This window comes from Streptomyces sp. NPDC002499 (genome assembly GCF_053595415.1).
Genome location: NZ_JBSFXO010000010.1, coordinates 24,599 through 44,556 on the forward strand (window position 1 = coordinate 24,599; position 19,958 = coordinate 44,556).

Here is a 19,958-nt window from a genome sequence, read left to right on the forward strand (position 1 = left end):
GCAGGGGCGCCGACATTGGCTGATAACCCCCCGCTCGTCTCACCTCGCGGCATAGCGTCGGAACGGACCGGAGAACCCGGGCCGTGGCGTCGAGCCGCAGGGGAAGACCCCGTACTTCCTTCTACGTCACGCAACGGCGCGCGACAGGAGCCAGAGGACAATGCAGACCAAGCTGGACGAAGCCAAGGCCGAGCTGCTGGAGAGGGCCGCTCGGGTAGCTGAGAACAGCCCGGTCGGGGGGAACCTACCGACCGGGACGGCGGACGAGGGCGATCCGGACACCCCGGACAGCGAATCCGTACTCGCGTTCCTCCAGCGCTACTACCTGCACACGGCCCCGGAGGACCTGGGCGACCGCGAGCCGGTCGACGTCTTCGGAGCCGCGCTTTCGCACTACCGGTTGGCCGAGAACCGTCCGCAGGGCACGGCCAACGTGCGGGTGCACACCCCGACGGTCGAGGAGAACGGCTGGACGTGCAGCCACTCCGTCGTCGAGGTCGTCACCGACGACATGCCCTTCCTCGTGGACTCCGTGACGAACGAGCTGACCCGGCAGGGCCGCGGCATCCACGTCGTGATCCACCCGCAGGTCGTCGTCCGCCGTGACGTGACCGGCAAGCTCATCGAGGTGCTCACCACGCAGTCGGCCGGCGAGCTGCCGCACGACGCGCACATCGAGTCCTGGATCCACGTCGAGATCGACCGCGAGACCGACCGCGACGACCTCAAGCAGATCACCGCCGACCTGCTGCGGGTCCTGTCCGACGCCCGGGAGGCCGTCGAGGACTGGGACAAGATGCGGGACGCGGCCCTGCGCATGGCCGAGGAACTGCCCAAGGAGCCGGTCGCCTCCGACCTGCGCGCACAGGACGTCGAGGAGGCCCGCGAGCTGCTGCGCTGGCTGGCCGCCGACCACTTCACCTTCCTGGGCTACCGCGAGTACCAGCTGCGCGACGACGACTCGCTGGCCGCCGTGCCCGGCACGGGCCTCGGCATCCTGCGCTCCGACCCGCAGCACGCCGGTGACGAGAGCCACCCGGTCAGCCCGTCCTTCGAGCGGCTGCCGGCCGACGCACGCGCCAAGGCCCGCGAGCACAAGCTCCTGGTGCTGACGAAGGCCAACAGCCGCTCCACCGTGCACCGGCCGTCGTACCTGGACTACATCGGCGTCAAGAAGTTCGACGCGGACGGCAACGTGATCGGGGAGCGCCGGTTCCTCGGACTGTTCTCGTCCGCCGCGTACACCGAATCGGTACGCCGGGTTCCGGTCATCCGTCGCAAGGTCGAAGAGGTCCTGGACCGGGCCGGCTTCTCGCCCAACAGCCATGACGGGCGCGACCTGCTCCAGATCATGGAGACCTACCCGCGCGACGAGCTCTTCCAGACCCCGGTCGACGAGCTGCAGTCCATCGTCACCTCGGTGCTCTACCTCCAGGAGCGCCGGCGGCTGCGTCTCTACCTGCGCCAGGACGAGTACGGCCGCTACTACTCGGCCCTCGTCTACCTCCCGCGCGACCGCTACACCACCGGCGTCCGGCTGCGGATCATCGACATCCTCAAGGAGCAACTGGGCGGCACCAGCGTCGACTTCACGGCCTGGAACACCGAGTCGATCCTGTCCCGGCTGCACTTCGTGGTCCGGGTCCCGCAGGGCACCGAGCTGCCGCAGCTGTCCGAAGCGGACAAGGACCGCATCGAGGCCCGCCTGGTCGAGGCCGCCCGCTCCTGGGCGGACGCGTTCGGGGAGGCGCTCAACGCGGAGTGCGGCGAGGAGAAGGCCGCCGAGCTGCTGCGCAAGTACGGCAGCGCCTTCCCCGAGGGCTACAAGGCCGACCACTCCCCGCGCGCCGCGGTCGCCGACCTGGTCCACCTGGAACAGCTCAGCGACAGCGACTCCGAGGGCGGCAAGGACTTCGCGCTCAGCCTGTACGAGCCGGTGGGCGCCGCCCCCGAGGAGCGCCGGTTCAAGATCTACCGCAAGGGCGCCTCGATCACCCTCTCCGCGGTGCTGCCGGTGCTCAACCGGCTCGGCGTCGAGGTGATGGACGAGCGGCCCTACGAGCTGCGCTGCTCGGACCGCAGCATCGCCTGGATCTACGACTTCGGCCTGCGCATGCCCAAGGCGCAGAACGGCAACGGGGACTACCTCGGTGACGACGGCCGCGAGCGCATCCAGGAGGCCTTCGCCGCCACCTGGACCGGCAAGGCGGAGAACGACGGCTTCAACTCCCTGGTGCTGAGCGCCGGGTTGACCTGGCGCCAGGCCATGGTGCTGCGGGCGTACGCCAAGTACCTGCGCCAGGCGGGCTCCACCTTCAGCCAGGACTACATGGAGGACACCCTCCGCAGCAACGTCCACACCACCCGGCTGCTGGTCTCCCTGTTCGAGGCGCGGATGTCGCCGGACCGCCAGCGTGCGGGCCACGAGATCGTCGACGCCCTCCTCGAAGAGGTCGACGCGGCCCTCGACCAGGTGGCCTCCCTCGACGAGGACCGCATCCTGCGGTCCTTCCTGACGGTCATCAAGGCGACGCTGCGGACGAACTTCTTCCAGGAGGCGGCGGGCGGCAAGCCGCACGCGTACGTGTCCATGAAGTTCGACCCGCAGGCGATCCCCGATCTGCCCGCGCCGCGCCCGGCGTACGAGATCTGGGTGTACTCGCCGCAGGTGGAGGGCGTGCACCTGCGCTTCGGCAAGGTCGCGCGCGGCGGTCTGCGCTGGTCGGACCGCAAGGAGGACTTCCGCACCGAGATCCTCGGCCTGGTCAAGGCGCAGATGGTGAAGAACACCGTCATCGTGCCGGTCGGCGCCAAGGGCGGCTTCGTCGCCAAGCAGCTGCCGGACCCGAGTGTGGACCGGGACGCGTGGCTCGCGGAGGGCATCTCCAGCTACAAGACGTTCATCTCGGCCCTGCTCGACATCACCGACAACATGGTGGCCGGCGAGGTCGTGCCCCCGGCCGACGTCGTACGGCACGACGAGGACGACACCTACCTCGTGGTCGCCGCCGACAAGGGCACGGCGACGTTCTCGGACATCGCCAACGGGGTCGCGGAGACGTACAACTTCTGGCTCGGCGACGCCTTCGCCTCCGGCGGCTCGGCCGGTTACGACCACAAGGGCATGGGCATCACCGCCCGCGGCGCCTGGGAGTCCGTGAAGCGGCACTTCCGGGAGCTGGACGTCGACACCCAGAGCGAGGACTTCACGGTCGTCGGCATCGGTGACATGTCCGGTGACGTGTTCGGCAACGGCATGCTGCTGTCCGAGCACATCCGCCTGGTCGCCGCCTTCGACCACCGGCACATCTTCATCGACCCGAACCCGCAGGCGGCCCCCTCCTACGCCGAGCGCCGCCGCGTCTTCGACCTGCCCCGCTCCAGCTGGGCCGACTACGACACCGCCCTCATCTCCACCGGCGGCGGCGTCTTCCCCCGTACCGCGAAGTCCATCCCGGTCAACGCCCACATCCGCGAGGCCCTCGGCATCGAGGACAAGGTCGCCAAGATGACCCCGGCCGACCTGATGAAGGCCATCCTCAAGGCGCCGGTGGACCTGCTCTGGAACGGCGGCATCGGTACGTATGTGAAGGCGTCCACCGAGACCCACGCGGACGTCGGCGACAAGGCCAACGACCCGATCCGCGTCGACGGCGCCGAACTGCGCGTCAAGGTCGTCGGCGAGGGCGGCAACCTGGGCCTGACCCAGCTCGGCCGGATCGAGTTCGCGCTGGCCGGCGGCAAGATCAACACGGACGCGATCGACAACAGCGCGGGCGTGGACACCTCCGACCACGAGGTGAACATCAAGATCCTGCTCAACGGCCTGGTCACCGACGGCGACATGACCGTCAAGCAGCGCAACAAGCTGCTCGCCCAGATGACCGACGAGGTCGGCCATCTCGTCCTGCGCAACAACTACGCGCAGAACACCGCGATCGCCAACGCGCTCGCCCAGTCCAAGGACATGCTCCACGCCCAGCAGCGGTTCATCCGCCACCTGGTGCGCGAGGGCCACCTCGACCGGGCCCTGGAGTTCCTGCCGACCGACCGCCAGATCCGCGAACGCCTCACCCAGGGCCAAGGGCTGACCAGCCCGGAGACGGCCGTGCTGATGGCGTACACGAAGATCACGGTCGCCGACGAGCTGCTGCAGACCACGCTGCCGGACGACCCCTACCTGCGCAGTCTGCTGGACGCGTACTTCCCGACGGCGCTGCGCGAGGCGTACCCGGAGTACATGGACAAGCACCCGCTGCGCCGCGAGATCGTGACGACCGTGCTGGTCAACGACACGGTCAACACGGGCGGTACGACGTATCTGCACCGGCTGCGCGAGGAGACCGGGGCGTCGCTCGAGGAGATCGTCCGGGCCCAGACCGTGGCGCGCCGGATCTTCAGCTCGGCGCCGGTGTGGGACGCGGTCGAGGCCCTGGACAACAAGGTCGAGGCCGCCGTCCAGACCAGGATCCGGCTGCACTCGCGCCGGCTCGTCGAGCGCGGCACGCGCTGGCTGCTCAACAACCGGCGCCAGCCGCTGGAGCTCGCCGAGACGGTGGAGTTCTTCGCCGAGCGGGTCGAGCTGGTGTGGCAGCAGCTGCCGAAGCTGCTGCGCGGCGCGGACCAGGAGTGGTGGCAGCGGATCCACGACGAGCTGACCGGCGCCGGGGTCCCGGACGAACTGGCCACGCGCGTGGCCGGGTTCTCCTCGGCCTTCCCGGCGCTCGACATCGTCTCGGTGGCCGACCGCATGGGCAAGGAGCCGATGGACGTCGCCGAGGTCTACTACGACCTCGCCGACCGCCTCCACATCACCCAGCTCATGGACCGCATCATCGAGCTGCCCCGCGAGGACCGCTGGCAGTCCATGGCCCGCGCCTCCATCCGCGAGGACCTCTACGCGGCGCACTCGGCGCTGACCGCGGACGTCCTGGCGGTCGGCAACGGCACCTCGACTCCCGAGCAGCGCTTCAAGGCCTGGGAAGCGAAGAACGCGCCGATCCTCGGCCGGGCCCGCACGACGCTGGACGAGATCCAGGGCTCGGAGGCGTTCGACCTCGCCAACCTGTCGGTGGCGATGCGGACGATGCGGACGCTGCTGCGGGCGCACACGTAGCCAGGAGGAACAGAAGGAGCCCCGGACCGCGTCGAGCGGTCCGGGGCTCCTTCTGCGTGCCGGGTGCCAGGTCGGCCGAGTGGTCCAGGTGCGTCAGGCCGTCACAGCCGCCGCGGGCTTCGGCTTGGCCTTGGGCTTCGCCTTGTCGCTCTTGTCGCCGGTGAAGGCCTCGTACTCCGCGAGGACGTCCTCCGTCGGGCCGTCCATGCGCAGCACACCGCGCTCCAGCCACAGCACGCGGTCGCAGGTGTCGCGGATCGTCTTGTTGTTGTGGCTGACCAGGAACACCGTGCCCGCGTGCTTGCGCAGCTCGCGGATGCGCTGCTCGGAGCGCTTGCGGAAGGCCGCGTCGCCGGTGGCGAGGGCCTCGTCGATGAGCAGCACGTCGTGGTCCTTGGCGGCGGCGATGGAGAAGCGCAGCCGGGCGCCCATGCCGGAGGAGTACGTCCGCATCGGCAGGGTGATGAAGTCGCCCTTCTCGTTGATACCGGAGAACTCGACGATGTCGGCGTAGCGCTCCTTGATCTGCTCGCGGGACATGCCCATGGCGAGGCCGCCGAGGTAGACATTGCGCTCGCCGGTCAGGTCGCTCATCAGGGCCGCGTTGACGCCGAGGAGGGAGGGCTGGCCGTCGGTGTAGATCCGGCCGTTCTCCACCGGCAGCAGGCCCGCGACGGCCTTCAGCAGGGTCGACTTGCCGGAGCCGTTGGTGCCGATCAGGCCGATGGCCTCGCCCTTGTACGCGACGAAGGAGACGTTCCGTACGGCGTGCACCTTGCGGACGCCGGATGCCTGGTCGGCCTGCTTGCGGCGCAGCATGCGGTTGAGGGCGGCGGTCGCGGAACCGCGTCCGCCGGTGGTGCCGTTGACCCGGTAGACGATGTCGACGCTGTCGGCGACGACGGTGGGGATGTCGCTGCGGGTGGGCTGCTCGGTCATGCGGTCGGTGATCCCGTCTGCGAACTCTGCGGTCTCTTCGGTGTACTCAGCCACGGCCGTAGGTCTCCTCGGCCTTCCAGAAGTAGATGAAGCCACAGACCCCGGCGAGCAGGGCCCAGCCCACCGCGAGCGCCCACACGTGCGGCGGCAGCTGGCTCGCGTGGAAGCTGTCGATGAGGGAGTAGCGCATCAGGTCGATGTACACGGCGGGCGGGTTGGCCTTGAGCGCCGGAGCCACCCAGCTGGGCAGGTCGTCGTGCTGCTTGGTCAGCTTGTCGATGCTCCACATGACACCGGAGATGTACATCCAGGTGCGCAGCACGAACGGCATCAGCTGGGCGATGTCGGGGGTCTTGGAGCCCAGTCGGGCCATGATCATCGCGATGCCGGTGTTGAAGGTGAACTGCAGCACCAGGGTGGGGATCGCCAGGAACCAGGAGAAGGAGACCGGGATCCCGAAGCAGAGCAGGATCACGACCAGGGCGCACATCGAGAACAGCAGCTGCTGGAGCTGCTGGAGGCAGAAGGAGATCGGCAGCGCGGCCCGCGGGAAGTGCAGGGCGCGGACCAGGCCGAGGTTGCCGGAGATGGCGCGGGTGCCGGTCAGGATCGAGCTCTGCGTGAACGTCCAGATGAACACTCCCGTAACCAGGAACGGGATGTAGTCCGGCACGCTCCGCTTGGTGTCGAGCAGCACGCCGAAGATGAAGTAGTACACCGCCGCGTTGAGCAGCGGGGTCATGACCTGCCAGACCTGGCCGAGCTTCGCCTGGCTGTACTGGGACGTGAGTTTGGCGGTGGAGAAGGCGGTGATGAAGTGACGCCGGGCCCACAGCTCACGGACGTACTCGGGCAGGGAGGGACGGGCGCCGCTGACCGTGAGGCCGTGTCGCGCGGCGAGCGCCGCGAGATCGTCGTCGGCCGCAGCCGCCGTCGGGGGCGGTGTGTGGAGTACCTGGCTCACATCCGCTGCTTTCGTTCGGGGGGTGGGGGTGCGGGCGAACCGGCCCGCCGGCCGGCCGGTCCGTCACCCGGCGTTTCCTTACGCTTCTCTTCACGTTCTCTTACGTCGGGACGGGACCGTATCGTCGCAACGTGAGCGTAGGCCGAACCGGCGTCGGAACGCAACCGTTTCGTCGTCACGTCCTTCGCCAGGACGAGACCGTTTCGTCGCCGGGACGGAACCGTTCCGTCGTGACGCGCTGCGTGGGGACGGGACCGTATCGTCGCAACGCCCTATGCTGGGCCGTATGACGACGAACGCCGACGAGCCCCAAACCCGTCCGCGCCGCCGCACCCCCGCCGGAGCGGCCGTGCTCCGTCCGGATGTGACGGAAGCCATTCGGGCCGCCGTCTTCGAGGAGCTCGCGGCCGTCGGCTACGCGCGGATGTCGATCGAGGGGATCGCGCGGCGCGCGGGCGTCGGCAAGACCGCGGTCTACCGCCGCTGGCGGTCCAAGCTGCACCTGGTGCTCGACGTCGTCTCGGCGCTCGCGGTGCAGGGCCTGCCGGTGCCCGACACGGGCTCCCTGGAGGGCGACCTGCGGCTGCTGTACGAGTTCACCTCGCGCGCGTTGCGCCACCCCATCGCCTCGCAGATCATCCCGGACCTCCAGGCCGAGGCGGCCCGCAGCCCCGAGATCGCCGAGGCCATGCAGAAGGCGCTGCGCGAGGGGCAGGACGGTGTCGCCAGCAAGATCGTGGTGGCGGCGGCCGAGCGTGGTGAGATCAGCGGCGACCTCGACCGGGACCTGGCCCTCGACCTGATCTCCGGGCCCCTGTACTGGCGTTCGGTGGTCATCCGCAGCCCGAAGCTGCCCAAGGGGTACCTGGGCGCGCTGGCGCGGGCCACCGCGGCGGCGATCAAGGCGCTGTGAGTAGGCTGCGGTGATCAGGCCGCCGGTGGCCGACAGGACGTCGCCGTGCGCACGGTGACCGGAGTTGAGGCGGAACTGCCGTGAGAGTCGTGATCGCCGAGGACAACGCCCTGCTGCGTGAGGGCCTGGTCCTCCTCCTGACCTCCGCGGGACACGACGTGGTCGCCGTCGCGAGCACCGGCCCCGAGGTGCTCCCCGCCCTCCTGGAACACCGCCCCGACGCCGCCGTGCTCGACGTCCGTATGCCCCCCGGCTTCCGCGACGAGGGCCTGCGCGCCGCCCTCGAGGCCCGCGAACAGATCCCCGGCCTCCCGGTCCTGGTGCTCTCCCAGTACGTCGAGGAGTCGTACGCCGCCGAGCTGCTGACCGGCGGCGCGAGCGGGCTCGGCTACCTCCTCAAGGACCGGATCGGCCGGGTCGACGAGTTCCTCGACGCCCTGGAACGGGTCGCCGCCGGCGGCACCGCCCTCGACCCCGAGGTCGTCACCGAACTCCTCACCCGCCGCAAGGACTCCCCCCTCGACTCCCTCACCCCCCGCGAGCGCGAGGTCCTCTCCCTGATGGCCGAGGGCCACGACAACGCCACCATCGCGAAATCCCTGGTAGTCACCGAACGAGCCGTCCACAAACACATCGGCAACGTCTTCCTGAAACTGAGCCTGCCCCAGAGCGACAGCGGGCATCGCCGGGTGCTGGCGGTACTGGCGTACCTCAACAACCGGTAGCCAACCCGGAGATGGGCTCAGCGACCTCCGGCCGGCGTCGGCCCGGGCAGGTCAGCCCCGCCCCACCCCCGGATGCCGTCGTACCCACCCCGCCCAGGCCGACGTGATCATGTCCTGGATGTCGTGTTTGGCCTTCCAGCCCAGTTCGGTGGCGGCTCGGTCGGCCGAGGCGACTACTCGGGCGGGGTCGCCGGGGCGGCGGGGGAGGGGGGTCGGGGGGCGGTCGTAGCCCGTGAGGGTGTTGATGTGGTCGATCATCTCGCGGACCGATACGCCCTCGCCGCGGCCGATGTTGAGGGTGAGGTCGCGGCCGGGGGCGGAGCGCAGCGCGTGGGCGGCGGCGACGTGGGCCTCGGCGAGGTCGACGACGTGGATGTAGTCGCGTACGCAGGTGCCGTCCGGGGTGTCGTAGTCGTCGCCGAAGATGCGCGGGGGCGCGTTCTCGGTGAGCTTCTCGAAGACCATGGGGACGAGGTTGAAGACGCCGACGTCGGCCAGTTCGGGGGCCGCCGCGCCCGCCACGTTGAAGTAGCGGAGGGAGGCGGTGGAGAGGCCGGTCGCGCGGCCCGTCGCGCGGACCAGCCACTCGCCGGCCAGCTTCGTCTCGCCGTAGGGGGACATGGGGACGCAGGGGGTCTCCTCCGTCACCAGGTCCACATCCGGCATGCCGTACACGGCCGCGGAGGAGGAGAAGACGAAGGACGGGACGCCGGCCGTCGTGACGGCCTCCAGGAGGACGCGCAGACCCTCGACGTTCTCGCGGTAGTAGTGCAGGGGGAGGTGGACCGACTCGCCGACCTGCTTCTTCGCCGCGAGGTGGACGACCCCGGTGACCTCGTGGTCGGCGAGCGTGCGCGCCAGCCGTTCGCCGTCCAGCGTCGAGCCGGTCACCAGCGGCACCCCGTCCGGCACGCGCTCGGCGATGCCGGTGGACAGGTCGTCGTACACCACGGCCTGTTCGCCCGCCTCGGTCATCGCGCGGACGACGTGCGCCCCGATGTAGCCGGCGCCACCGGTGATCAGCCAGGTCATGTGCGTCCGTCCCCTCGTCGATGTGTCCCGCGTATCAGTGAAGCAGGCGGGGGGTGTCGGGCGGGGACCGGTGTCCTCGCCGTCCTCATGCGTCGTCAATCATCTGTAAGTGCTTGTTAGTAGTACAAAATGACTTCCGTGGAGAGTGAGGGTGCGGACGTCAGGCGTCGAAAACCTACGGAAGCCGTCGTGGCCGTGGCAGTGCCCGCGGCCGTCATGCTCGCGATCGGGCTGTGGGGGCTCGACCGCGGCGGGATATGGCGCGACGAGGGCGTCACCTTCCAGGTCGCGCGGCGCTCGGTCCCGCAGATCTGGCGACTGCTGCACGGCGTGGACGCGGTGCACGGCCTGTACTACCTGTTCATGCACGCCGTCCTCGCCGTCCACTCCGGCGAGGTCGTCCTGCGCCTGCCGTCGGTGTGCGCCGCCGCCGCGACGGCGGGTCTCGTCGGAGCGCTCGGGGTCCGGCTCGCGGGGGCGCGCGTCGGGTTGTGGGCCGGACTGCTGTACGCCGTGACCCCACTGACCGGGCACTACGCGCAGGAGGGCCGGTCGTACGCCCTGGTCGCGGCCGGCGTCGCGGGGGCCACGCTGCTCCTGGTGCGCGCGCTGGACGGCCGGTCCTGGTGGCCGTACGCACTCGTGCTCGCCGTCACCTGCCTGCTGCACGAACTGGCCGTACTCGTGCCGGCCGCGCACGCGGTCACGCTGGCCTGGACGCGGGCGCCGAAGCGCGCGTGGTGGGGCTGGGCGCGTGCGACGGGGGCCGTGGGTGTCGTACTGCTGCCGCTCGTGGTGGTGTCGCGGGCGCAGTCGGACCAGGTGGAGTGGCTGCCGGTGCCGGGGTGGGGGAGCGCGGAACGGCTGCTGCGCGACTTCGCGGCCGGACCCACCGGGGTGGTGTTCTGGGCCTGCCTGATGCTCGTGGCGCTGGGGCTGCGGGTGCGTCAAGTGGCCGCCGTCGCCCTGCCGTTGGCGGTGGTGCCGCCCGCGCTGCTGATGACGGTCTCGCAGGTGCGGCCCATGTACGACGACCGGTACGTGCTGTACGCCCTCGCCGGAATGCCGTTGCTGGTGGCGGCCGGCGCGGACCGGCTGGTCTCCGCCGACGTCGGCCGGTCGACGATGCGCCGCCGCCTGCTCCACAGCCCCGCCGCGGGCGCCCTCGCCATCGCCCTGACCTTCCTCCACGCCCTCCCCATGTACCGCCAGGACCGCGCCCCCGCCCACCGCCCCGACGACCTCGCCGCCGTCTCCGCGCTCGCCGCCCGCCAACTGCGCCCCGGCGACCCGGTGGTGTACCTCCCGTCGATCGGCCGGCGCGCGGCGCTGGTGTACCCCGAGGGGTTCCGGCGGGCCCGGGACATCGCGCTCGGCGAGCCCGGCCCACCGTCCGGCACGCTCTACGGCCGTGAGGTGGGCGCCGGTGAACTGCGCCGCAGACTCGCGCGCGTGCACCGGCTCTGGGTCGTCACCGAGCCGTACGCCCTGCGCACCCGCTGGCACCCGGGCGACCCCACCGAACGCGCCAAACTCACCGCCGTGGAGGAGCAGTTCGAGCCCGCGAGCGCGCAGCGGACGCGCTATGTACTCGGAGGAGTGGGCCTCCGGCTCTACGTCAGACGGCCGGACGCGTTCGGTCCGACGGCGGGGGTGGGGCCGGGTGCGGCGGTGGGGCTCGGCCCGACGGCCACGGCCGGCCCAACGGGTGGGTCGAGCAAGCAAGTTGCGCCCACCCCCGCGCTCACTCCGACGTCTCCTCCAGCGTCGCCGCGTCCAGCGCCGCGGTGAGGTCGTCGAGGCGGGACCGCAGCGCCCGGATCTCGTCCACGTCGAAGCCGGTCGCGGCGGAGATGCGGCGGGGCACCGCGAGGGCGCGCTCGCGCAGGGCGGCGCCCTCCTCCGTCAGGCCCACCTCCACCGAGCGCTCGTCGCGGGCGCTGCGCTCGCGGTGGACCAGACCGGCCGCCTCCAGCCGCTTGAGCAGCGGGGAGAGGGTGCCGGAGTCGAGCCGCAGGTGTTCGCCGAGCTTCTTGACGGGCAGCTCGCCGTGCTCCCACAGCACCAGCATCACCAGGTACTGCGGGTACGTGATCCCGAGATCCTTGAGGATCACGCGGTAGACACCGCCGAACGCGCGCGAGGCCGCGTTCAGGGAGAAGCAGATCTGCTGGTCGAGGCGGAGCCAGTCGGTGGTGGGCGGAGTGGGAGTGGGCGTGGTCATGGGTCAAGGATAGCCTTTGCGAGCCATTTAGTTGTACGCAATTTAATTGTGTGCTCTACTGGAACCCGTCAGGCGGTCGAAGAAGCCGAAGCCGCCGGCAGATGACTTTGAGAGGGATGGTTTTCCATGGACGCGCTCTACACCGCTGTCGCCACCGCCACCCACGGCCGCGAGGGTCGCGCCGTCTCCTCCGACGGCAAGATCGACCTCCCGCTGGCCTTCCCGGTGGAGATGGGCGGCAACGGCCAGGGCACCAACCCGGAGCAGCTCTTCGCCGCCGGTTACGCGGCCTGCTTCGGCAGCGCCCTCGGTGCCGTCGGCCGGCAGGCGAAGGTCGACGTCAGCGACGCGGCCGTCACCGCCGAGGTCGGCATCGGCAAGGTGGGCGAGGGCTTCGCCCTGAAGGTCACCCTGCGCGTCGAGCTCCCCGACACCGTGGACGAGGCCACCGGCCACAAGCTGGTCGAGGCCGCCCACCAGGTCTGCCCCTACTCCAACGCCACCCGCGGCAACATCGAGGTCACCCTCGTCGTCGAGTAGGTCCGCCGAGCGATCGAGCGGTACGACCTCACCCGACCCGCGCCAGCACCTCCCCCGTCCGCGGACTCCACGCCACCACCACGGCCTCCGCGGGCACGGGGTGCCAGCGCGTCAGCAGCAGCCAGCGCACGTGGTAGCGGCGGACGACGGCGGCGCGCCCGGCGCGGGTCGACCCAGGAGCGAGATAACCCTGGACATCGGCCAGCCGGCGCAGCCGCTCCCGCTCGTCCAGGGCCGGGTCCGGCCAGGCGGGCGCGGCGAGGTTCGGGCCGTAGCCCGCGATCGCGTGGACGGCGTAGTAGCCGTCGGTGATCACCACCTCGCCGGGTCCGATGTGCCGCGCGGCCCAGGCGTACGAGGGCCAGCGCGGCGGCTGTGCGAAGCCGACCGGATCCAGCGACCGCGGCACCACCGCCCCCGCCTGCACGGTCACGAAGCCGACGCAGGCGGCCATCGCCGCGATCTCGCCCAGCGTCCGCCGCCGCACCGACCACGGCCGGGGCGCCGCCAGTTCCACGGCGAGCGCGAACTGGAGCGGCACGAGCGTCAGTCCGAGGATCCTGCCGTACGTGTAGTGCCCGCCGAGCCAGCCGTACGCCACCACCAGGCACTCCAGGCCGAACATCAGCACCAGCGGATCCCGCGCCCACGACCACCACGCGGCCCCCGGTGTCTTGTCGCGTGCCCGCCGTGCCCGCAGCCACAGCGCCGGCAGCCCCAGCAGCGCCAGCCAGAAGTGGCCGGTCAGGCCCGAGTACAGCCGCCGGTGCAGCGCGTCCACGCTGCCGTCGGCGGCCAGCGCGAACACGTCGAAGTACGGCCACACCACCGCCACCAGCAGGGCCGTCCCGCCCGCGAGCGCCCAGCGCCCCGCCGCGGCGAGCCCCCAGCCGCGCTGCCATCCCGCCACGAACGCCACCGCGCCGAGGACCGCCGCCACCGCGGTGATCGGATGGATCAGCAGGATCAGCCCGTACAGCGCGCCGAGCCCCGCGTATCCGACCGGGCCCGGCAGCCCGCTCGGGCCGACGTACCGCACCCGCTCCGCGTTCCGTGCCCGCGCGCCCGTCAGCGCCCAGGCCCAGAAGGCGAGGCCGATCGCGAACGTCGACGGGTAGCCGAGGTTGCCCGTCATCGACATCAGCCCGAGATAGCCGCTCCACCAGGCCCGTTCGGTGCCCCACAGCAGGGTCATCGAGGCGACCGCGAGGACCGGGGCCCACGGTCTCGGCGTCAGCACGCGCGTGAAGCGGCCGATGCCGGTGAGCAGCACGAGCAGGTTCAGCGGACCGGCCAGCCGCAGCACCTCCCAGCCGCCCAGGCCGGTCAGCCGCGCGAACGCACCCTGGACCACCGCGTAAGGCGAGTAGTACGGGCTGCCCGCGCCCGGCAGGTCGGCCATCGGGTGGCGTGGCCGGAGCAGGCTCGCCTTGAGGCGTTCGACGACCGCCGCGTGCTGACCGGCGTCGCAGCACAGCGGCACCCGCCAGTACGCCAGCGACATCACCAGCCAGAACAGGAAGCCGAAGGCCTGGTAGGGAGTGGGGCGCCAGGGTCGGCCGCCGCGCAGCGCCGTCGCGCCGCGCACGATGCGCCGGGTGGCGAGAGCGGTGCTCACCGGTGAGCTGCGGGTCGGGGAGCGGAGGGTCGGTGAGCAGAGAGCCGGAGGGCAGAGGGGCGAGGCATCTGCCGTATGTTCCCGTCGGGGTCAACGACACCACCCGAGATCACCTCATCGAGTGAACCGCCGGTTTCCCGAGGCCCTGCTCCGGCCCTTGCCCCGGCACCCGCGCCCTTCCGCGCACCACAGGTTCAAGGAGCAACGGCACCCCCACCACCGGCAGCAGCCACGCCAGCACGATCAGCCGGTCGCCCCAGATGGTGATGTCCGGGTGCCCGGCCTGCGTGAGGATCCCCGTGAACGCGGCGGCGGCGAGGAAGCAGCCGAACGCCGGTCGCCGCCGTGCGCCGCACACACCGGCGGCCAGCGCCGTCAGGAACAGCGGCTCCCACAGCTGCCGACGCAGCCACTCCACCCAGAAGTTGAACTGGAGATGCAGGAACTCCGGCCACAGCCTTGCCCGGTCGGGCCGGGAGAAGTGGTCGGTGAGCAGATCCTGGAGACTCTCCGACTCGGAGGGGTAGTTGAGCGCCTTCGCCAGGAGCAGCGTCCCGAGCGCGGCGCCCAGGCCGACCCACGCGACCGCCACGAGGGCCCGCCCCGGCGACCTGCCCCGCCTGCGCCGGTGCACGGCGATCAGCGCGCCCGCCGTCGCCAGGCACAGCCCGAGGAACAGTGCCTGCGAGTGCTTCACCGTGAACAGCGCGAGCAGCGCACCGCCGACCAGCCCGAGGCCCGCCCGTGCGCGCCGCCCGTCCAGGACCAACGCGCAGCCCCAGAGCGCCGCCAGGGTCAGCGTCAGCATCAGGCCCTCGGTCATGGGGCGCATCGCGGTCGCCCCGCACGGCAGGACGTGGAACAGCGCCTGTCCGGTCAGGGCGAGCGGCACCGGGACCGACAGCGTGCGCAGGATCAGGAAGACGAGGACCCCGCCCGCGACCGTGACGGCCACGCCCGACACCCACAGCCCCCACGTCACGCCGAACACCGTGACGAACGGCACCAGGAACAGCGGGTACCCGGGCCGCACCTCGAAGATCCGCATGAACCGCTCCGGCATGAACGGCACGGTCGGCCCGCCCGTCTGTCCGGACCTCAACCGCGCCTGGACGCCTCGCAGTTCGGCAGTCCGGCACTCCCTCATGACCCGCGCGGCCGGGTCGGGCGCGTGGAAGCGGACGACGTCCACGCCCTGGTTGCGGCGCGCGATCGACGCCTTGCCCGCGCAGGCGTAGTCGATCGTGGCGGCCGCCGCCTCCTCCTTGCTGTCGCCGCGCAGACTCAGGGCGTAGGAGAGGTAGTTCTTGGTGTCCGGGGTGTCCCGGCCGGTGACGTTCGCGAGTTGGAGCACGGCGAACACCCCGGCCAGGACCAGCACCCAGGTGCGCGGCCTCACGACCGGGCGAGCAGATCGTGTCCGGAGGGGGAGGCGGAGGCGGGCGCGGGGATCCGGGCGGCCGACGGCCGTGGCATCTCCTCACCGAGCAGCAGGGTGCGGACGACCCGCTCGGCGGCGCGCCCGTCGTCGAACGCGCAGTAGCGCGCCCGGAATCCGGCCCGCAGCCGCGCCGACTCCTCGTCCTGCCAGGTCCCGGAGGTCAGCAGCCACGCCAACTCCCGGTAGGAGCGCGACACATGGCCCGGCGCCTGGGCCGTGATGTCGAAGTAGGTGCCCCGGCTCGCCGTGTACGCGCCCAGGTCGTCGGCGTGGACCACGATCGGCCGGTCCAGGTTGGCGTAGTCGAACATCACCGCCGAGTAGTCCGTGACCAGCACGTCCGAGGCGAGCATCACGTCCTCGACGTGCGGCTCGTCCGTCGCGTCGATCAGCACGCCCCGCCGGTGCAGTTCGGCCAGGCCCAGGCCGCGCGCGGGGCCGGTGGCGAGGGTGGGGTGCAGGCGGACGAGGAGGGTGTGTCCCGCGCCCAGGTCCTCGGCGAACCGGGCCAGGTCGACGCGGTCCACGTGGCCGCCCCTGCGGTAGTCGCGGCGGGTCGGGGCGTACAGCACGACGGTGTGCCCGGCCGGGATGCCGAGCCGCTCGCGGACCGCCTGTCCGTGTTCCGAAAGGCCGCCCTGCTTGCGGGCGTTGACCAGGATGTCGTTGCGCGGGCTGCCGGTGCGCGCGGACGCGAAGTGGCACGGGTATGCCCGCTCCCACACCAGCTCGGAGTGGAGGTTGGCGACCAGGCTGTGGTCCCAGCGGTCGGCGCGGCGCAGCAGCTGTGGCACGTCGAAGCCGTGCCGGGCGCCGGGCCGCTCCAGCAGGTCGGCGCCCATGTACTTGAGCGGGGTGCCCTGGTGGGTGTGGATGTGGACACTGCCGGGGCGCTTGGCGAGCGTGCCGGGCCAGTTGACGTTGTTGACGAAGTACGTGGCCCGGGCGGCGACTTGGCGGTACTGCGGGGAGTCGAGCAGGACGTGCTCGACGTCCGCCGGCAGCAGGGCCGCCGTCTCCTCGTCCCGGACCACCCACACTCCGCGCAGCTGCGGGGCGATCTCGCGGGCCTTGCGGTGGATCGCGCCGGGGTCGCCGAGGACGCCCTGGTGCGAGGAGGCCGAGTAGAGGACGAGGTCCGGGTCGAGGGAGCGGCGCGCGGTCAGGGCGGAGCGGCCACGGGTGAGGCGTACGCCGGCCGCCGTGCGCAACTTCCCTGCCCGGCGGGCGAGTTCGCGCCGGGCCCGGTCCGTCTGTCGCTTGGCGCGGTAGGCCTGGTAACTCCCTTCCAGCACCCGGAGTTCGGGGGCCGTGGTGGAGCCCTCGGGGCGGTGCGTGCGGAAGAGTTCCGCCGTGCGCCGGAAGAACTCGGCCTTGTCGCGGGGCGGCAGCCGGTCCGGCTTGGAGAGGATGTCCAGACAGTGCTCGCCCATCTTGGCGTGCAGGTAGGGCCGCCAACCCGCCTGCTCCGGGCGGGCGGTGAGGAACGCGAAGACCCGCTCGTACTGGTCGTGGATGTCGAAGTGCTTGCGGCTGGTGGTGGACAGGATGTTGCCCTGGCGGCGCTGGCGGTAGTTCAGGCAGATCCGGTCGAGGGTGGCGATCCGGTCGGCGCTGAGCAGCACCGGGAAGGTCCAGGGGGTGTCCTCGTAGTAGCCGGGCGGGAACTCGAAGCCGTGCTTGAGCACGAAGTCGCGGCGGTAGACCTTGTTCCACACCACCATCAACAGATCGAGGATCTCCGGGCGTTCGGCGACCGTGAAGGTGGTGTCGGCGGCCTCCGCGAGCACGTGCGCGAGCACGTTGCGGCGTGTGCCGCCCCACCAGTAGGTGCGCGCGTAGTCGAAGACCAGGACGTCCGGGTCGGACGTCTCGTCGAGGCGGTCGGCCAGGGCGCGCAGGGCGCCCGGGGTGAGGGTGTCGTCGCTGTCCAGGAAGAACAGGAAGTCGCCGGTGGCGTGCGGCATACCGGCGTTGCGGGCGCGGCCCAGGCCGACGTTCTCCGGCAGGTGCAGCACACGCACGCGCGGGTCGCGGGCCGCGTACTCGTCGAGGATCGCGCCGCAGCCGTCGGGGGAGCGGTCGTCGACGGCGATCACCTCGATGTCCCGGTAGGACTGCTCCAGAACGGAGTCGAGGCACTCGCGCAGAAAGCCCTGCACCTTGAAGACGGGGACGATGACGCTGAAGCGGGGCACTGCGGAGGTCACTTCCTTACGAGGGTGGCGGCGGGGGCCGGGACGCGTCGCGCGAGCGGGATCACGGACGGGATCTCCTCCGGCGGCCGGCCGAGGAACACCCGCCGTACGACGCGCTCGGCGGCGTACCCGTCGTCGAACTGGCAGAAGCGGTCCCGGAATTCGGCCCGCGCCGCCGTCGACTCGGGGCCCGCCCAGGAGCCGTCGCGAAAGACGCGGGCCAGTTCCTCGGGCGTCCGGGTCACCGGGCCGGGCGGTGCCTTCAGCAGGTCGAAGTAGACGCCCCGCGTCTCCTGGTAGACCTCCCAGTCGTCGGCGTACACGACGATCGGCCGGTCCAGGTTGGCGTAGTCGAACATGATCGACGAGTAGTCGGTGACCAGCGCGTCGGCGGCCAGGCACACGTCCTCCGAGGAGCGGTGCGCGGTGACGTCGATGATCCGGCCGCTGCTGGAGCCCCGGCCCCGGTCGTAGAAGTAGTGGGCGCGCAGCAGCACCACCACGTCCTCGCCGGCCGCCTCGCAGAAGGCCTCCAGGTCCAGGCCGGTCTCGAAGCCGGAGTGGTGGTCGCGGTGGGTCGGGGCGTACAGGACCGCCGTCTTGCCCTCCGGGACGCCCAACTCCCGCCGGATCCGGGCGACATCGTCGGCCGTCGCCGTGTAGAAGACGTCGTTGCGCGGATAGCCGTACTCCACCTGCTCGTAGGAGCCCGGGAAGGCGCGCTCCCACATCTGGGTGGAGTGGCTGTTGGAGGAGATGTTGTAGTCCCAGCGGTCCACCCGGCCCAGCAGCTTGGCGAAGCTGCCGGTCGCGGCGGCCACCACCGGGTACGTCGACTGGTCCACGCCCATCTTCTTCAGCGGGGTGCCGTGCTGCGTCTGGACGTGCACGCTGCCGGGGCGCTTGACCACGCCCTCCGCGAAGTTGGCGTTGTTCACCAGGTACTTGGCGCGGGCCAGCACCGACCAGTACCGGCGGCTGCCGATGACCGCGTACTCGATCCCGTCCGGCACCGAGTCCACCGCGTCCGGCTCGACCAGGAACACCGACCGGATGTGCGGGGCGAGTTGGCGGGCCATGGCGTGGATCGCGGCCGGACTGCAGGCGTAACCGCGGCCCCAGTACGCGCAGTACACGGCGAGGTTCTCGTCCAGCGGCCGGCGCAGATCACGCGCGTACAGCAGTCGGGTGCGCAGGCCGCGGGGGCGCGGGAGGCGTTCCGCCGCGCGGGTCGCCGAGCGGTTGGCGATCCGCAGGGCGCGGAAGGCCGCGTACGAGCCGCTCGCCAGCAACCGGTGCTGCATGCCGAGGCTGCCGCCCGGGGCCCGGTGGCCGGCGGGGCGGTGCCCGCGGTACAGCAGGCTCGCCCGGCGGAAGAAGGCGCGGCCCGTGTCGCCGAGGCGTGCCGGGTGCGCGGCCGTCTTCAGCACGGCGGCGAAGAGCTGCTCGAAGAGCGCGACGGACCGCTCGGCGGACAGGCCCAGTTCGGCGGCTCGCGTGAGCAACAGCTCCGTCTGGTCCAGGAGTTCGAGGTGGTGCGCGCCGGGCAGACCGAGCCGGCTGCCCTGGCGGCGCACCAGGTGCCGTACGACGACCGAGTGCAGCACGGCGACCCGCTCCGCCCTCATCGCGGCCAGTCCGCAGAAGCCGACGTCGGTGAAGTGGCCCTCGGGGAAGGCGAGTCGGTGCTCGGTGAGGAAGGCCCGGCGGTAGGCCGCGCTCCAGGCCGGCAACTGGACGCCGGTGAGCTGCGGGACCTGGTCGGGGGAGAAGGCGCCGGGCGGGCTCTTGGGCAGCAGCAGCGCGGCCGGGTTGGTCGCCTCGCCCTCCCACCAGGGGGTGCGCTCGTGCTCGAAGTGCAGGATGTCGACCTCGCCGGTCTCCGTCAGGCGGGCGTCCAGCGCCGCGAGCGCGCCGGGGACGAGCACGTCGTCGCCGTCCAGGAACAGCAGATGGGTGCCGTTCGCCGCGCGGATCCCGGTGGTGCGCGCCCCGGCCAGACCGGCCGCCGGCGGCGAGTGCACCGGGGCCACCCGGGAGTCCCGCTCGGCATACCCGGCGACGACGTCCGCCGCGGGCGCGTCGGGGGCGTCGCAGACCGGGATCAGCTCGAAGTCGCCGAAGGACTGCGCGAGGACCGAGTCCAGCGCCTGGGACAGCCGTCCCGCCACCCCATGGGACGGGACGATGATGCTGAAGCGGGGCATTCTGCTCTTTCTGTAAGTGTTCCGTTGAGCTCAGCTGGTGG

Annotated in this window: 13 protein-coding genes; 5 read left to right on the forward strand and 8 right to left on the reverse strand. The window is 71.4% G+C overall.

The window, feature by feature from the left end; translation table 11 throughout:
• Positions 1 to 160: 160 nt before the first annotated feature.
• A complete protein-coding gene (locus tag ACWD5F_RS27720; RefSeq protein ID WP_451258328.1) occupies positions 161 to 5,116 on the forward strand; it encodes an NAD-glutamate dehydrogenase in 4,956 nt (1,651 codons plus the stop codon).
• 93 nt (positions 5,117 to 5,209) lie between these two features.
• Here ACWD5F_RS27720 and ACWD5F_RS27725 read toward each other — a convergent pair whose 3' ends face one another.
• Both ACWD5F_RS27725 and ACWD5F_RS27730 read right to left on the reverse strand, forming a co-directional pair.
• Complete coding sequence (locus tag ACWD5F_RS27725; protein WP_451258902.1) at positions 5,210 to 6,055, reverse strand: ABC transporter ATP-binding protein; 846 nt, start codon at positions 6,053 to 6,055, stop codon at positions 5,210 to 5,212.
• Positions 6,056 to 6,101: 46 nt separating this feature from the next.
• Positions 6,102 to 7,019, reverse strand: coding sequence for an ABC transporter permease (locus ACWD5F_RS27730; RefSeq protein ID WP_401727147.1), 918 nt, complete (start codon positions 7,017 to 7,019; stop codon positions 6,102 to 6,104).
• A 286-nt stretch (positions 7,020 to 7,305) separates the two neighbouring features.
• On the opposite strand from ACWD5F_RS27730, the gene ACWD5F_RS27735 reads away from it, so the two are divergent.
• Entirely contained in the window at positions 7,306 to 7,932 is a 627-nt protein-coding gene (locus tag ACWD5F_RS27735) for a TetR/AcrR family transcriptional regulator (protein WP_401727145.1), read from the forward strand.
• Positions 7,933 to 8,012: 80 nt separating this feature from the next.
• On the forward strand, positions 8,013 to 8,657 hold the full coding sequence (locus ACWD5F_RS27740) for a response regulator (RefSeq protein WP_451258331.1): 645 nt from the start codon (positions 8,013 to 8,015) through the stop codon (positions 8,655 to 8,657).
• A gap of 51 nt (positions 8,658 to 8,708) precedes the next feature.
• Here ACWD5F_RS27740 and galE read toward each other — a convergent pair whose 3' ends face one another.
• Entirely contained in the window at positions 8,709 to 9,689 is a 981-nt protein-coding gene (galE, locus tag ACWD5F_RS27745; RefSeq protein ID WP_451258333.1) for a UDP-glucose 4-epimerase GalE, read from the reverse strand.
• A gap of 189 nt (positions 9,690 to 9,878) precedes the next feature.
• On the opposite strand from galE, the gene ACWD5F_RS27750 reads away from it, so the two are divergent.
• The gene (locus ACWD5F_RS27750; protein ID WP_451258335.1) at positions 9,879 to 11,480 is read left to right on the forward strand and encodes a glycosyltransferase family 39 protein; all 1,602 of its coding nucleotides are present in this window, start codon (positions 9,879 to 9,881) and stop codon (positions 11,478 to 11,480) included.
• On the opposite strand, the gene ACWD5F_RS27755 is transcribed toward ACWD5F_RS27750, so the two are convergent.
• Complete coding sequence (locus tag ACWD5F_RS27755) at positions 11,434 to 11,913, reverse strand: MarR family winged helix-turn-helix transcriptional regulator (protein WP_402350256.1); 480 nt, start codon at positions 11,911 to 11,913, stop codon at positions 11,434 to 11,436. The genes ACWD5F_RS27750 and ACWD5F_RS27755 overlap by 47 nt on opposite strands.
• Positions 11,914 to 12,039: 126 nt before the next feature.
• On the opposite strand from ACWD5F_RS27755, the gene ACWD5F_RS27760 reads away from it, so the two are divergent.
• A complete protein-coding gene (locus tag ACWD5F_RS27760) occupies positions 12,040 to 12,453 on the forward strand; it encodes an organic hydroperoxide resistance protein (protein WP_124000360.1) in 414 nt (137 codons plus the stop codon).
• Between the two features lie 28 nt (positions 12,454 to 12,481).
• Here ACWD5F_RS27760 and ACWD5F_RS27765 read toward each other — a convergent pair whose 3' ends face one another.
• The 4 genes from ACWD5F_RS27765 to ACWD5F_RS27780 all read right to left on the reverse strand — a co-directional run bounded on the left by ACWD5F_RS27765 (position 12,482) and on the right by ACWD5F_RS27780 (position 19,917).
• Positions 12,482 to 14,071 carry a hypothetical protein gene (locus ACWD5F_RS27765; protein WP_451258338.1) on the reverse strand — a complete coding sequence of 530 codons (1,590 nt, stop codon included), beginning with the start codon at positions 14,069 to 14,071 and terminating at the stop codon, positions 12,482 to 12,484.
• A gap of 109 nt (positions 14,072 to 14,180) precedes the next feature.
• Complete coding sequence (locus ACWD5F_RS27770; RefSeq protein WP_451258340.1) at positions 14,181 to 15,470, reverse strand: hypothetical protein; 1,290 nt, start codon at positions 15,468 to 15,470, stop codon at positions 14,181 to 14,183.
• Positions 15,467 to 17,710: a bifunctional glycosyltransferase/CDP-glycerol:glycerophosphate glycerophosphotransferase gene (locus tag ACWD5F_RS27775; protein ID WP_451258904.1), complete on the reverse strand. Its 2,244-nt coding sequence runs from the start codon at positions 17,708 to 17,710 to the stop codon at positions 15,467 to 15,469. The genes ACWD5F_RS27770 and ACWD5F_RS27775 overlap by 4 nt, the downstream gene beginning before the upstream one ends.
• Positions 17,711 to 17,718: 8 nt before the next feature.
• Positions 17,719 to 19,917, reverse strand: a complete 2,199-nt coding sequence (locus ACWD5F_RS27780) for a bifunctional glycosyltransferase/CDP-glycerol:glycerophosphate glycerophosphotransferase (protein ID WP_451258342.1) — start codon at positions 19,915 to 19,917, stop codon at positions 17,719 to 17,721.
• Positions 19,918 to 19,958 lie beyond the last annotated feature (41 nt).

Coding starts and splice junctions, on each gene's coding strand:
- ACWD5F_RS27760 (WP_124000360.1), top strand. CDS start 12,040: ATGGACGCGCTCTACACCGCTGTCGCCACCGCCACCCACGGCCGCGAG.
- ACWD5F_RS27735 (WP_401727145.1), top strand. CDS start 7,306: ATGACGACGAACGCCGACGAGCCCCAAACCCGTCCGCGCCGCCGCACC.
- ACWD5F_RS27725 (WP_451258902.1), bottom strand. CDS start 6,055: ATGACCGAGCAGCCCACCCGCAGCGACATCCCCACCGTCGTCGCCGAC.
- ACWD5F_RS27755 (WP_402350256.1), bottom strand. CDS start 11,913: ATGACCACGCCCACTCCCACTCCGCCCACCACCGACTGGCTCCGCCTC.
- galE (WP_451258333.1), bottom strand. CDS start 9,689: ATGACCTGGCTGATCACCGGTGGCGCCGGCTACATCGGGGCGCACGTC.
- ACWD5F_RS27780 (WP_451258342.1), bottom strand. CDS start 19,917: ATGCCCCGCTTCAGCATCATCGTCCCGTCCCATGGGGTGGCGGGACGG.
- ACWD5F_RS27720 (WP_451258328.1), top strand. CDS start 161: ATGCAGACCAAGCTGGACGAAGCCAAGGCCGAGCTGCTGGAGAGGGCC.